Genomic DNA, 14458 nt, shown 5'->3' with positions numbered 1-14458 from the left:
TTACAAGCCCGTCGCAGCGGCCAGCCGCAACAGGCCAGTCGCAACGGCCCGCCACGACAGTCCCGCTACAGCAAGCGCCCTACAGCAGCACATTCGCAATCGCAGCGGATCCCACGAAGGTTCCGGTGAACACCAGCAGGGCGATCACGGTAATCTGTACGCCGGATTTTTTGAAGATCGAGACTTCCGTGCGCGAGATCGCCAACCCGGAATACGTTAACGCCGGGGTGAGCAGTGCCAGCATATTCAGCTGATCCGTCGCGGCAATGAATGCTTCCGACCATGGCAAAAACGGCAACGCTGCCAGGATAGCCACCACAGAAATCCACGCCACATTGGGCACACCAATGCGCACGTACTTCGTAATCAGCAGACCGCCAATGCAGCAAACGTAGAGGATCACCATGCCCGGGGCCGCAGCCAGCGGGTTCACCCCGGAATTCACCCAGTTCACCACCAGCGCCAGCGCGCAAACCCACACCAGCGCAGCCAGTACTGTGCGGATCGGCAGCTCGGTGTCGCCTTCTTGGCCGGATTCCCATTCTTCGTCGGTGTATGCGCTGAAGTTGCTTGCCGACGCCTTCTGCCGTCGCACTTTCGCCAGCACCGTGAACAGGCGTTCTGCTAGCGGTAGCGCGATGAACGCGGAGACGAATAATCCAGTGCCGTAGGTAAGTAGGTTGCTGGTGGCCGCGAAGACGCTGATCTCGTTGGCGGCATCCGGCACGGTTTCTGCCAAGGCCGTGGAGCACGCGCCCATCATGCTGCCGGAGCCCACGCCACAGGCCATGGCCAGCGAGCGAATATCGAATACCTCCCAGGAAGCGAATAGCCCGGCCACCAGCGAGAAGTACACGCCGCCGAAGACGGTGCCCATGACGTAGACGCCCATCACGCCGATGCCTTCGGAGGATTTCAGACCGTATCTATCCGCAACCAGCGCGATATTTGGTTCCCGCGCAATGGAGTGTGTTGCACCGATGGTTTCGCGCCCCATGTTGAACAGCAGCACGGCCACGGGCATGGCAATCAGCAGTGTGGCAACGTTGCCGAGTTCTTGCAGGATCAACGCTGGCCCGGCTGCGATGATGTCGCCGATTTGCGGACCAATACCGATGGCGAATTTCGCCATGAACGGCATCATGCAGATGAGAATCCACCGCGGCGCAATTCCTGCGCCCTGCTTACCGACGACGTTGCCCAGACCAGAAACAATATTCGGGTTGAACAACAGTGAGAAGAAAAACGCGTACAGCAACGGCAGCAGAACCACCGTGCCGATGCCGATGTCGATCTGGATGATGCCGATGGCCTCTGCCAGGCATGCGAGCACCAGCACGACCAGGTGCAGGCGCCAATGCATCAGGCGTGCGATAGTTTCACCCATATAAGGAATTTAACTAGATGAACGACACCGCACAAAATGCTGTATTCACGCTGTGTAATGACAGTGTGAACTGCAAACAAAGGTAAGTGCAGCAAATATCCATTGCCCGCGTTTTAATGGCACAGCCTCACGGCGGATGGAATCCGCAATCGCGTTGTGAGCGATCAATTTCTACGGTATCGGGATTGGTTAATTCATCGTCATGGTCTTGTAGCTGTCGATCGCCTCGCGAAGATATCTCCCGGTCGCTTCCCAACCTTTTTCTAAGCCATCGGCTGGATCGTGAATCTGAGCTTCTCGAACGATCCTGCCGTCGCTCAGCCGAGCGATCACCCGGCCATTCTGATTGTGCAGATGTGGAGTCCTCATCTGACATCCTCTCTCATTCTGGGCTTTCGGGATTGATCACGGGCTTAAATCGCGTTCAGAACGAAGCTCTCGATGCACCCATTGTTACATGAACAAACCCGCCAAAGAAATGATTAGCATCTCATTGGATTCGCTAAACCTCGGCGGCTAGCCCACAGTTTACTCGGCAGTGTTGGAGTGCCCAGCTTAAAGCCAGAACCTACATCAAAGACGTCGCCTTCGAGCAGATCCCTAAATTCAAACGCGGCAACAAAAAGTTGCTATACCCATGACGCCCACCGCGGACTGCGCGACGAGAAACAACGCATCGCCTGCGACTGGTGGCTTAACTTACACACAGCTGCCTGACAACCCTATAGAAATAGGCACCATTTGGGGCGTAAACGTGCCAGCACGATCCCTAGGCACGGTTACTTCTAAGGCCCCGTAACCAGAGTTGATGGTCTTGGTATACACCCCGTTGCGGTGATTGCTTCCGTAGGTGGTCTCAAGCTGGGCTTTGGCCTTGCGGTCGGAATGGCCATAGCCCAAATGTGCATCCATTTCTGCCTGCAGACCAGCGCTCATCGATTGCCTGCAACAGACCTTTGACCAGGTCTCTTGTATCATCAGCAGAGCTCGACAGCTCGCTTATCAGGCTGGCGAGCTCAAGGGTTTTCCATCTCAAGGGTTTTCCATCAGCTTCTCGCTGATTTCGTTGACCCTTGCCGGGGCATGGCATTTCATTGGTAACACAGTAGTCATTATCTGTGAAACTCCTTCTAGATCAGAGCCTCACACACAAACATCCTGACACTCTCATCTGCGTCGATCCCACCCATACGGACACACTTTTTGTCGTATAACCCGCTTTTTATTTTACCGGCGCCCTTGCGCTAGTCCACCCGCCCGGCTGGCGCGGGGTGCTTATTGGCACAGCGAGGTCACGAATTGGGCAAATCTAAGGGCAAAAATTTTGGCAGTATCCGGGAACTTCCCGGGGGCCGTTTTCAAGCCCGCTACACAGTGGACGGTGTTCGTTACAACGGTGAAACCACTTTTGCGGACGAACTAGACGCTTACGCTTACCTTGCCGGGGTGCGTAAGGCAATCAAGAGCGGGGAATGGGAACCGCCTAAGCCAAAAGAGCCAGAACCACAGACGCCCGCGATTCCCACGGTGGGGGAAATGGTGCGAATCTGGCTCGAGGTCGCTAAGCCTAACGTTCGCAATTCCACTTTCAAGGCTTATTAGGAAATGGTTCAGATACGCGTTTTAGGCAACGAACGGTTGTGCAGGATGCGAGTGGACGAACTATCCCGGGCTCACGTTGCGGATTGGTGGCGTGAGACGGTGGCTGCTTATCCGCTTAATCAGGCTCGGAACTCCAGGGCGTATCAAAAGCTGCGCGCTGCGATGCAACTAGCCGTTGACTACGGCTACATCAGTTCTAACCCGGTGTATATCCGGGCGTCGCTAAGAGCCACTAAGGCTAAGCAAAAGGAACTACCAGAGACCAAAGACCTCAAGGCGATTCTTCACGCTATGCCGCATCGCTACAAGCTCATAACGGTGTTGGTTCTCTTCCACGGTTTACGACTCGGGGAAGCGCTCGGACTCAAGGGGCAACACGTTAACGTGAACTCTGATTCTGCGAGTGTGAGAATAGAGGGAAACCTCGTGCGCGTGCCTAAACAAGGCCGTGGTGTGAAGATGGAACTTCATCCCCCAAAGACTAACGCGGGCTATCGAACAGTTCCTATCTTGAAAGAGTTTCTGCCTTACGTCCGTGACCATATTGCCACGTACCAACCCGGGGATAACCAGTTCGTGACCGTCACAGAATCGGGCGCGCCGGTGTTTGATACCTCTTATCGCTCTCGTTTCAGCATCGCTAAGGCTAAGGCCGGGGTGACCGCTGAGATTACCCCTCACTACGGCCGAAACTGACTTATCACAAAACTGGCTGAATCCGGGGCGACTCCAAAGGAAATAGGCCGGGTGTTAAGCCAGGAAGACACAACAACCATCGTTGGTGTCTACATGAAAGTTCGTGAGTCAAGGCCGGGTGAACTCATGGGTAAGGTCAACCTGGATTAGGCGTCCGTGACTACCAGTGGAGGGGCTATAGGTGCTCCTAGAGCGTCTGTAGCTCCGTTGTAGGTGTTGACCGCTCTTAGGTTTTCAGGGGCTCTTAGAGCCGCTTCTACGGCGCGTTGTTATTGCTTGTAGTTGTTGAACGCCTCTGAGCACGGGACTAGGTTGTCTACGACGTGGCCACGACTACCGGGCTTAGACAACGGCTCCACGTGGTCTATGTTCCGGGTGTTGGGTTGGTGCAACTCCCGGGTTAGCTCAACCCCGGTGTAAAAACACGTCATAGGGTCAACCCTGTGAGCTTCCCAGTGTTTGATTAGTGTTTCTGGTTTTATCCTGCGCCGCTTACGCCGGTGGCGGGTGGCGCGCTTGTATCCGTTGTCTAGCGCGCCCTGCAACGAGTCCGCGCGGTGGTGGCGCTCTCGGGCTTGTTTAGCTCTGCATCGCTTACAGACGCTAACCCTCCGATTGGCACACGATGCGTCTACTGAGAAACCGTCTTTGAGGCCGTAAACGACGCCGCATCTAACACAACGGCGTTGACCGATAAGAGCTAGGGCCTCTCGCTCTTCGAGATAGTCTTTTGAATACGCTGGCACGGTGGTAATCGCTTTCTGTTGAGTAGGGGATAAAAAGATAAAACGCCCTGCTTTAACAGGGCGTTAAGAGGTAGAATTTCAAGGCCCTAGAATCGATTCTAAGGCGTTGAAATTAGCTCTCTAGGCAAATCACTCCAGGATATTGTTTAAAATCGCTTAGACGGGCGTATAGCGAAATTGCGTTTCTAAAAACGCTGGTCACAGACTCGCAAAAATCACTTATTTTACCCCGTCGGGGTAGTTATGGCACCGGCTTGCGGGAAACGAGGATTAGGACCGTAGAACTTGTTCGAGGACCGCCCCGCAACATCGTAGAGACCGGACTCGTTGATGATTGCCATTTGCACCTCCTGCCCTCGGGTGTTGTGAAGGTTAGTAGTAGTGACATCGAACAGGTCATGACGGTTTTGTCGGCGCTACCTACTCGCGTCCGTTATCGCTGTTCAGCGAGTTTATCGCACCATCGCCGGGCGATTCTGTCGGCTACGAACCGCGATTCAAGGAACCCGGTTACGAATAGGCACAAAGACAATCCCAAAACTAGAATTGTCCACGCCGGTACCGGCTCTTGGCTCCAGGCACTGTAACTAATAAAGGTGATGGCCACACCTGAGGCTGCTAGGGATAAGATGTTCAAGATTGCTTTGGTGTCCAGAATCTCTTTATAATCTTGTTCGTCAATGGCTAGGGCCTTATCGATACTGTTGTTCAAAAAATACAGTCGCACGGCTCGGTGTTTGCAGAATTTTTTGTGAGCATAAAAAGACACAAAAATAATCCCCATCACGAAAATCGCATCATTTATTAATTGAAAGTGGATTGGTTCATCTGTCCTAAGTCCGAGAATGGCACTCATGGCTATCGCGAATAGAACCGCTGCACGGTAGCTTGTTTTCGGTGCGAAATGCGACGCTAAAAGCCCTGCCTCTGCTTGGTTTCTTACACTCTGCATCGCTACGGCGTGCTTAGACGTGGACGATTCCGATAGTGCTAAGGCGCTCCACTCCAGTTTCTTGATTAACTTTTCACCCTGCAAGAATGAAATAACCCATGACACTAACGCACCGGCGGCGGCTGACGCGATTGCTGCGGTAAGGGTGTTCAATATTCCCATGCGTTAAGAATACTTCTACCCGTCGTGTTGAGCCTGACAGAAGCGGGTACCTCGCTTAGGCTGGTCGATTCCGTAGACCGAAACAGGACACTTCCTGACGCGGTGAATAACCGAATCAACGAGGCTACGAACGTAGACCGTTACTAACTCCAGCCTCTTCAGTGAGGCTGGCTAATTTCCCTTAGCCCCCTCAAGGGGCTACTGGAGACCGGCCCCTAAGACCGGTATCAACCTACCTAGTTACATCTCCAGGCTATCGCCTGTATCTGTTCCTTTAGTGGAGCCCTCTAAGGGGCTCTGGGGTTGCCCGCAAATCGTGGACACGTAATTAAGCTACTTAGTGGTTAAGCAGCGGCTTTCTTTTTATCGTCTTGGTCAGCGAGCTGGGCTTCGAAATCGACAGGGCTGATCATCCCGATTGCTGAGTGGCGACGGCGCCGATTGTAGACAATCTCAATCCAACAAGCCACAGCCTTTCGGGCTGTATCACGCGAAGCCCATTTCTTCCGGTCATAAAATTCAGTCTTCAATGTCGACCAAAATGATTCTGACATCGCGTTATCAAAGCACACACCAGTCCGGCCGACCGATTGCGCAATCCCTAGTTCTTGGCAGACCTGCCACAGCTTCTCGCTTGTGAACTGGGTACCACGATCCGCGTGGAAGACCACACCGTCGGGTACTTCACCACGCAAGGCATGAGCCATACGCAATGCGCGTTCAACCAGATAAGAATCTTGCACACTATCCATGGGCCAGCCTAGGACTCGGCGGGAGTGCCCGTCGCGGATAACGCACAGGTACAGCCAGCCCTTATTCGTGCGTAGATAGCTAATATCCGACATCCACACCCGATTAAGCTGCCCTTGATCAAATAGCCGTTTCACCAGGTCGGCAAGCGTGGACTTGTGCTTGGATTGAATCGTAGTCACCGGAACAAACGCCCTGGGCGAGATGCCCTCAATACCCATCATCCGCATACGCTTGGCCACGGTTTTGCGATTCACATAGACCCCATCCTCAGCGAGTTCTGCGGTAATACGTGGGGCACCGTAGACTTCGTCAGAATCCTCCCAGATGTCATGAATACGCTTGTCCAACTGGTCGAGGAATCTCTGGCGCTGATTTTCACCACGATGCCGTACTGCTTGAGCCTTTTCCCATTTATAGTAGCCAGAACGGGAAACCTCTAATAACCTGCTCATTCGTTTGATGCTGTAGTTCGCCTTGCTCTGGCTGTATTAGCTCAAATTTTTCCGATTGTGTTGCGACGCCACGAAGAAGGCGGTGGCTTTTGACAAGAACTCATTATCCATTTTGGCCTGAGCTAACTCACGACGCAGACGAGCGTTTTCGGCTCGTATATCGGCATCACTGCGGCCATCTACCGAGCCTTGACGTTCCCGCTCGAGTTTGACCCATTTGTCCACAAGGCCTTCGGCTACACCTATCTCCTTGAGCTACATGAGCGATTGGGCGCCCCGATTCGATGACCAGTCTGGCAGCCTCCTGCCGGTATTCCGGGGTGTAGTTTTTCCTTGACGAACTCACAATGAACATCCTGTCCTACGGACACAAGGTCCGTACTAATAGGGTGTCCACTAAACGAGTGGTAACCTCAATTTCTGCTTTCTTTCTCGAGGACGGCACAGCTACTTCCCCGACTAAACGCGAAGCTAAACTTCTCGATACTCTAGTTAAAATCGGTTCTCTACCTGAAACAGTTCGCTACGTTTTACACGCTATCCATGCAAATTTGGGTCAACACTATTAAAAAATATAATCTTGACAATCGTTCAGCCCGCCTCAACCTCAGCCGAGAGTGGGCTGGATCTCTATCCAGGCTCGGCCACTACCTACCGTTGCTCCACTCACTAACGCTCTCCGCCGCCCCCCTCTTCCCCACCCCAATCGCCTACACTCTAAGCAGAGAATTGTCGGCGAAAGGATAAACCCAAGGTGGCTACGCTTAGCGTCCGGGAAATTGAGCAGCGCGTCACGCAGATCGCGGAGCAGGATGAGTTCGGCGATGATCTCCTTTTCGACCTCCTGCTCGCCTATGGCCGCGCGCAGTCTAATGTCACGCGTTTGCGCAAGGGCAGCTACAACGTGGCGGAAGATCCTTCCCGGGATTATGCCCAGAAGAACATCGTCTACTTCCGCCCGCTTGTCGACGCCGACGCCCCCGCCTCCCCGGCGGAGCGCGAGGCGAAGCTTCTCGACGCCGTCCAGCACCTGCGCACGCACGAGCGCGTCATCCGCTATAACACGCGGTTTGTCATCGCCACGGACTACCACTGGTTGGCCGCGGTGGATATTAAGACTAACGAGAACCGCATTTTCCCGCTGGGCCAGCTGGCGAAGCACTATTCTTTCTTCTTGCCGTGGGCCGGCATGGAAAAGGCGCAGTTTGCTGCGGAAAAGCACGCGGACACAAAAGCCGCCCAGCATATGGGTGAGCTTTTCGACGCGCTAGTCAAAGCTAACGCGGTCTCCCTGCAGACGGATGAAGACCGCCACCGCCTCAACGTCTTTTTCACCCGCCTATTGTTCTGCTATTTCGCAGAGGACACCGGGCTGTTCCCGGATGGTTCGTTCACCCAGGCTATTGCCTCGCACTCGCGTGAGGACGGCACGGGTACCAACACCATCATCGAGGAGATTTTCGCTGCCCTCGATGTCGCAGATAAGTCGGACTCCCCGGCCCATCTGCAGGTTTTCCCCTACGTCAACGGTCGCTTGTTCAGCAACGACGAACGCTTCCAGGTACCACACTTCGACGCTAAATCCCGGGATCTGTTGATTCGCCTGGGCCGGTTGATTTGGCAGGACATCAACCCGGATATTTTCGGCTCCATGTTCCAGGCAGTGGTCCACAGTGGTTCTCGCTCGGAATTGGGCCAGCACTACACCTCGGTGCCGAATATTTTGAAAACCATCGAGCCGTTGTTCCTCGACGAGCTCAAGCAGCAGTTTGAAGCCGCCTATGATTCCGCACCACGGCTAGAAAAGCTGTTGCACCGCATCGGCAATATCAAGGTTTTCGACCCTGCCTGTGGTTCCGGAAACTTCCTGGTCATTGCATATAAGGAGCTACGTCGCCTGGAGCACGCAATCTTGCAGCGTCTGGAAACTCTGAGCGTAAAGCGCCAGACACTGTTCGAACAGTCCGTGGTGAAAATCGACAATTTCTACGGCATTGAGATCGACGACTTCGCCACGGAAGTGGCCATCCTTGCACTGTGGATCGCCAAGCACCAGATGAACCAGGAATTCGAGGATAAGTTTGGTGTCACGCTACATATGATCCCGCTACGCAGCATGGGCCAGATCACCTGTGCGAATGCCACCCGCGTGGACTGGGAAGAAATCTGCCCGCACGATTCTGACGACGAGGTCTATTTGATCGGCAACCCGCCGTACCTCGGCTCTAGCATGCAGTCGAAGGAACAAAAGGAAGATCTTGCACTCGCATACGGCAGTCGACCTTTTTCAAAAAACCAAGATTATATTTCTGCTTGGTTCATCAAAGGTGCAAAGTTCATTCGCGAATCAAATGCTCAGCTCGCATTCGTCAGTACGAATTCGGTAGCCCAAGGTGATCATGTATCTCTACTCTTTCCTGAGCTCTTCAATATGGGCTTAGAAATTGGCTACGCGTACACCTCATTCAAATGGACGAACAGCGCACGGGGTAATGCCGGTGTTACGGTTTGCGTAATTTCTTTGCGCCTGCCTAGTACTAAACAGAAGTATTTGTTCGATGGCGATACCCGTATTGAGGCAAAGCAAATCAACGGTTATCTTGCCGACGGCCCGCTAGTTACAATTCCGCGGAGAACAACTCCGTTGCGCCCAGAACTCCCAAAAATGCTCTTTGGATCTAAACCTACAGACGGAGGATTTCTCAATCTCGATCGCCGTGAACGAGACGATCTGGTTGGAAACAGCCCCCACGCACGCAAATTCATTAAGCACTACGTGGGTGCCGCTGATTTTATTCGTGGCGAAGAGCGTTATTGTTTATGGATCAATGACGAAGATGTCCCGGAGGTCCGAGCAATCCCTGACATCGACCGGCGTCTTGATGCAATTAAGAAATTCCGTCTGGATAGCAAGGCCGCATCCACCCGCGACTATGCTGAATACCCACATCGTTTCCGTCAGCGGGCCTATAAACCCACCGAGTCCATCATTGTGCCTAGTATTTCCTCGGGTCGTCGCGAGTATGTCCCAATCGGGTTCCTTGGGCCAGACACGGTTATTTCTAACAAAGGTTTCGCGATCTATGACGCCGAACCATGGCTCTTCGCTCTGCTGACCTCCAAGATGCACATGGCTTGGCTGGGCGCTGTCGGTGGAAGAATGCGAGAAGATTTCCAATACTCCAACACCATCGTCTACAACAATTTCCCGGTGCCGGATCTCAAACCGAAAACCAAGGAACAGCTCACCCAAACTGCACTGCGGATCCTGGATGTGCGTGAGTACTACTGCGAAAACACCCTGGCAGAACTCTACGATCCAGACAAAATGCCGGACTTGCTCCGCGAAGCGCACGACAACAATGACGCGCTCGTCGACAAGATCTACCAGCGTGGAAGCAAGCCCTTCCACTCCGACGATGAGCGCCTAGCCGAACTGTTCAAACGATACGAAGAAATGACCGCAGGAGAAAACTAACCATGAGCAACCAGCAGCCGTCGGCAAGCGAAGACAAAACCATGAACATGATCGACGTCACCTACAAACAATCGGGGCGATCGGTGACCACCAATGAGCTGGGCATGCGCGAGATGCAAGCCCGCGTGTGGGAGCAACGCGCCGCACAATACTTGCTCATCAAAGCCCCACCGGCCTCCGGAAAATCCCGCGCCCTGATGTTCGTCGCCCTGGACAAGCTGTTCAACCAAGGGCGCACGAAGGTGATCGTGGCGGTGCCGGAACGCTCCATCGGCGGATCATTTTCCAACACGGATCTGACCACCCACGGGTTTTTCACCGACTGGACCATCAAGCCAGAAAACAACCTCTGCGGGCCCAGCTCCACAAAAAGCAAAGTCGAGGCCTTCCGCCAGTTCATGGCCGGGCCGGATGCCATCCTGGTATGCACCCATGCCACGCTGCGCTACGCCTTCAACGTACTCAGCCCACACGACTTCAACGGTTGCGTACTCGCTATCGACGAATTCCACCACGTCAGCGCCGACCTGGAAAATAACCGCCTGGGCGCGTTGATCCAAAAAGCCATGGCAGAATCCGACGTGCACGTCATCGCCATGACGGGTTCGTACTTCCGGGGCGATTCCACCCCGGTGCTCACCCCGGAAGACGAAGCAAAATTCACCCCGGTGCGCTTCAACTACTACGACCAGCTCAACGGCTACCGCTACCTCAAATCCCTGGGCATCGGGCACCACTTCTACCAAGGCGCTTACACCGACTCGATCGGCGAAGTGCTCAACCTCGACCGCAAAACCATCATCCACATCCCGTCGGTCAATTCCTCCGACTCCACGAAAGACAAATACGAGGAAGTCGGCCGCATCATGGACGTCATCGGCACCCCAGTGGGCACGGACGAGCACGGCATCTTCGAGGTACGCCGTCACGATACCGGCGAGCTGGTGCGCGTAGCCGATTTGGTGACGGACACGGACATGAAACAGCGCGCCCGGGTGCTGACGTATCTTTCCGACGTCGCAGGCAAACAGCGCGACGCCGTCGACATCATCATCGCCCTGGGCATGGCCAAAGAGGGCTTCGACTGGCCTTTCGCCGAAGACGCGCTGACCATCGGCTACCGTAATTCGCTGACGGAGATCATCCAGATCATCGGCCGCATCACCCGCGATAGCCCCGGCAAAGAACACGCGCAGTTCACCAACCTGATCGCGCAGCCGGACGCAGAGACCGACGACGTCACGCTGGCTGTGAACAGCATGCTCAAAGCAATCACCGCTTCCCTGCTGATGGAACAAGTGCTGGCGCCCAATTTCCAGTTCAAAGCGAAAAAACCGGATCTTGCCGACGCCGACTTGGACCGCGCAGATGCCGCCGATGGTACCGGCGCTGGTAGTGAGCGCCGAAGCTCCACCGTTGCCGATGGCACCCAGGAAAGCATCTACATCACTGGGTTCAAGGAGCCGTCCACAGAACGCACGAAGCAGATCGTGGCCTCAGACCTGCCGGATCTCACCGCGGCAGTACTGCAAGACGAAAACGTCGCCAAGGGCTCCATTGGTGGCTGCAAACCGGAAACCACAAACCAGGTGCATATCCCGCGGGTGATCCGCGAGCGCTACCCTGACTTGAGCGAACAGGAAGTCGAGGAAGTGCGCCAGGCCGTCATCGCGAACACCACCCTGAAAGCCAGCGAGGTGCGCGAAGTTGGCGACGACCGCTTCCTGCGGCTGGCCGATCGCTTCATCAACATCAACGACATCAATATCAACCTGATTGATTCCATCAACGCTTTCCAGAAGGCGTACGAGATCATGTCCAAATCCGTCAACGCGAAGGTGCTGGCCACGGTGCAGGACGCGATCGCGGCGACGAAGATCGAAATGACGGAAAAGGAGGCCATGCAGCTGGCCCCGGATATCAAGCGTTTTAAGCAGATGCACGGGCGGGTGCCCAACCACCGCTCGAAGGAGCCACGCGAGCGCCGCATGGGTGAGGCGTTGTTGTGGTTACAGAAAAAACGTGCGGAATACCAGGCCCAGAAGCGCAGGAGAGCCGAGCAATCCGCGCAGGATTCAGCTCAGAACGAGGAGGCGTAAATGTCCGATGCAGCATCCCCGAATGATTCTGGTCTTTCGCCGGAGCTGATCGATCTTTTCGAGGGCGACGACGAAGGCCTGTTCGAGGCTCCCGTGAAACCACGCCCGATCACCACGGAAGATCGGCTGGAGCGCGCCTTTATCGAGATCCTGGAATTCTACGACAAGCATAAGCGTCGCCCGGACCCGGATACCCGTGAGATTGCCGAGCGCAAACTGGGCGCGCGCCTGGTGGGCATCCTCAACAGCGAGGAGAAGAAGCAGCATCTGCGGCATCTTGACGACGTCGGGCTGCTCGCCGAGCCGGAAGTTCCGGAGACACTGGAAGAGTTGTTCGAGGGTACTGGTGATGGCGCCGATGGCAGCGGTGCGGGTTCTGACTTCGACTTTTTAGCTGATCTGTTGGACGAGGCCGACGGTGTTGATGCCGACCTCTACGACACTGCAAGTTTGCCGAGGCGCAAACCAAAATCCTCAGATTCGGTTGCTGAGCGCACCCGCGTCAAGGACTTCGAGCCATTCCGCCAGGCGTTTAAGGAGAAGCAACAGCAGCTTGCCGACGGCTCGGTGGTGTTGGCGGAGTTCAAGAGTGAACAATCCATTACCGATGGAAAATTCTATGTGGTCCGCGGCAGTCTGGCATTCGTTGCCGAAGTTTACGATCCAGAACCAGGCGCGCCATTGGAAAACAACGGCCTGCCCAAGCAACGCCTCCGGGTGGTGTTTGAAAACGGCACAGAATCGTCGATGTACCGGAAGTCCTTTGCCATCCGCTTGTATGAGGAAGACGGTAAAGTCCTCGCCTATAACCGCAGTGTGACGATGGATGAGATCGGCGATGCCGATAAGCTATCCGGTTGGATCTACGTCTTGCGCTCGTTGAGCACGGACCCCGAGATCGCTAGCCTGCGCGATTTATACAAGATTGGGTATTCGACCACCACCGTGGAACAGCGCATCCGAGGTGCAGAGAAATCCGCGACGTATCTGCACGCGCCGGTGGAGATCGTCGAGACGTTCCGCACGTATAACCTGCGGCCGTCTGCGCTGGAGCACTTGTTGCACCGGGTTTTTGCCCCGGCGCGGCTAAAGATCACACGCGGCACGGAACCGGCAGCCACCGAGTGGTTTATCGCCCCGTTGGAAGCAATTGTCGATGCCGTCGACAAGATCATCAGCGGCGAAATCGTGCACTATGTCTACGACGTTGCGGCGCAGCGGTTGGTCCGGCGGGATTAAGCGATTCCTATTGACGGATTCTGGGTGTGCTCACTGTTCTTTGGAGAGAAGCTGCTTCAAGTGGTGCAGGAACTCTCGGAGCACCACCTTGGCATACGATTGTGTGCGGTTTCGCAGACTTTGGGAGACCGCGGGGATGAGCTCACGCTGAAACACATCAAAGTCTTGACCTCCAACGGACCGCAGACGTAAATCAGCTGCTGTTGCGGGTGATTCGTCGTTCGTATCCGTTACTGCCAGTGCCACCACATCCCAATAGTGGCTTTCTTTCTTTACTTTCATCGTCTTTGCGCTAATTACTAGCCCGAGGCTGCCGTCAAGCAAAGTAAACGGTTCCTCCACGGAGTCGACGATATGCTGTGGCGGGTCGGCATAGCTGAAAACTTTTAGCTGCAGCTGATCTTTGACCGAGCATTTATCAATTTCGCTTTGTAGTGCACTGCGTACTAGTTCTTGCAGCCTGGTCGCTGCTTCTTGCACGTCTTTCGGCGCTGCGTCAGCGTTGAGAAGCTGGGCTAGCTCATCATCTACCTGGCCGTAGCTTTCGCTTGCATGTTCACGCAGGTCCTCGGTGATCGAAAGCACTGTGTCCACTGATTTTTCGGCAAAGAACCGCACTAGCTGCTTGAAATCACCGGCGTCGGCGGCTTCCAACGCATCCAGATAATGGGCTCGTTGGTCATGGTAAATAACCAGCGGCACCCCGGGAGAGCGGTATAAGAAGATACTTGCCAATGCCCGTGCTATCCGGCCATTGCCGTCGGCGAATGGATGAATACGTACAAACGCATAATGCGCATACGCAGCCTGCACCACGGGGTGCAGGGCCGCAAACGTCTCGGAGTTCAGTTCTGCTATAAAACGCGCCATTTCTGGAGCTGTGTCAGCCACC

General features: G+C 54.8%; 9 protein-coding genes and 2 pseudogenes. 5 read left to right on the top strand and 6 right to left on the bottom strand.

The window, feature by feature from the left end:
- Nucleotides 1-79 precede the first annotated feature (79 nt).
- From A5774_RS08950 to A5774_RS08940, 3 genes and pseudogenes are all read right to left on the bottom strand, one after another.
- Nucleotides 80-1387 (bottom strand): DUF3100 domain-containing protein, encoded by a 1308-nt coding sequence (locus A5774_RS08950; RefSeq protein ID WP_064834454.1) that lies wholly within the window; start codon nucleotides 1385-1387, stop codon nucleotides 80-82.
- Between the two features lie 189 nt (nucleotides 1388-1576).
- Nucleotides 1577-1756: a hypothetical protein gene (locus A5774_RS08945; RefSeq protein ID WP_064834452.1), complete on the bottom strand. Its 180-nt coding sequence runs from the start codon at nucleotides 1754-1756 to the stop codon at nucleotides 1577-1579.
- 363 nt (nucleotides 1757-2119) lie between these two features.
- Nucleotides 2120-2500 (bottom strand): annotated as a pseudogene (locus tag A5774_RS08940) (transposase); the annotation flags it as partial.
- A 186-nt stretch (nucleotides 2501-2686) separates the two neighbouring features.
- On the opposite strand from A5774_RS08940, the gene A5774_RS08935 reads away from it, so the two are divergent.
- Complete coding sequence (locus tag A5774_RS08935; protein WP_156519601.1) at nucleotides 2687-2989, top strand: hypothetical protein; 303 nt, start codon at nucleotides 2687-2689, stop codon at nucleotides 2987-2989.
- Between the two features lie 51 nt (nucleotides 2990-3040).
- Nucleotides 3041-3685, top strand: a complete 645-nt coding sequence (locus tag A5774_RS08930) for a tyrosine-type recombinase/integrase (RefSeq protein ID WP_064834448.1) — start codon at nucleotides 3041-3043, stop codon at nucleotides 3683-3685.
- Between the two features lie 1179 nt (nucleotides 3686-4864).
- Here A5774_RS08930 and A5774_RS08920 read toward each other — a convergent pair.
- Nucleotides 4865-5545 (bottom strand): hypothetical protein, encoded by a 681-nt coding sequence (locus A5774_RS08920; protein ID WP_064834444.1) that lies wholly within the window; start codon nucleotides 5543-5545, stop codon nucleotides 4865-4867.
- 344 nt (nucleotides 5546-5889) lie between these two features.
- A pseudogene (locus A5774_RS08915) lies at nucleotides 5890-7105 on the bottom strand (IS3 family transposase).
- 399 nt (nucleotides 7106-7504) lie between these two features.
- On the opposite strand from A5774_RS08915, the gene A5774_RS08905 reads away from it, so the two are divergent.
- Genes A5774_RS08905 through A5774_RS08895 form a run of 3 tightly spaced genes read left to right on the top strand, consistent with a single transcriptional unit; the run spans nucleotide 7505 to nucleotide 13566 of the window.
- The gene (locus tag A5774_RS08905) at nucleotides 7505-10228 is read left to right on the top strand and encodes a DNA methyltransferase (RefSeq protein WP_064834440.1); all 2724 of its coding nucleotides are present in this window, start codon (nucleotides 7505-7507) and stop codon (nucleotides 10226-10228) included.
- 2 nt (nucleotides 10229-10230) lie between these two features.
- The gene (locus tag A5774_RS08900) at nucleotides 10231-12327 is read left to right on the top strand and encodes a DEAD/DEAH box helicase (protein ID WP_231892404.1); all 2097 of its coding nucleotides are present in this window, start codon (nucleotides 10231-10233) and stop codon (nucleotides 12325-12327) included.
- The gene (locus A5774_RS08895) at nucleotides 12328-13566 is read left to right on the top strand and encodes a GIY-YIG nuclease family protein (protein WP_064834438.1); all 1239 of its coding nucleotides are present in this window, start codon (nucleotides 12328-12330) and stop codon (nucleotides 13564-13566) included.
- A gap of 30 nt (nucleotides 13567-13596) precedes the next feature.
- Here the strand turns inward: A5774_RS08895 and A5774_RS08890 are convergent.
- Nucleotides 13597-14458: Fic family protein (locus tag A5774_RS08890; protein ID WP_197490278.1), on the bottom strand; the 862-nt coding region annotated here is incomplete at its 5' end.

Origin of the sequence: Corynebacterium sp. EPI-003-04-2554_SCH2473622 (assembly GCF_001665955.1) — a bacterium.
Taxonomy (GTDB): Bacteria; Actinomycetota; Actinomycetes; order Mycobacteriales; family Mycobacteriaceae; genus Corynebacterium; species Corynebacterium pseudodiphtheriticum.
Note: the sequence above shows the minus strand (reverse complement) of the source record. Positions and strands in the feature narration are given on the sequence as shown.

Bases quoted from the DNA above. Each gene is read 5' to 3' on its own strand.
- A5774_RS08950 (WP_064834454.1), bottom strand. From the start codon at position 1,387: ATGGGTGAAACTATCGCACGCCTGATGCATTGGCGCCTGCACCTGGTC.
- A5774_RS08945 (WP_064834452.1), bottom strand. From the start codon at position 1,756: ATGAGGACTCCACATCTGCACAATCAGAATGGCCGGGTGATCGCTCGG.
- A5774_RS08920 (WP_064834444.1), bottom strand. From the start codon at position 5,545: ATGGGAATATTGAACACCCTTACCGCAGCAATCGCGTCAGCCGCCGCC.
- A5774_RS08900 (WP_231892404.1), top strand. From the start codon at position 10,231: ATGAGCAACCAGCAGCCGTCGGCAAGCGAAGACAAAACCATGAACATG.
- A5774_RS08895 (WP_064834438.1), top strand. From the start codon at position 12,328: ATGTCCGATGCAGCATCCCCGAATGATTCTGGTCTTTCGCCGGAGCTG.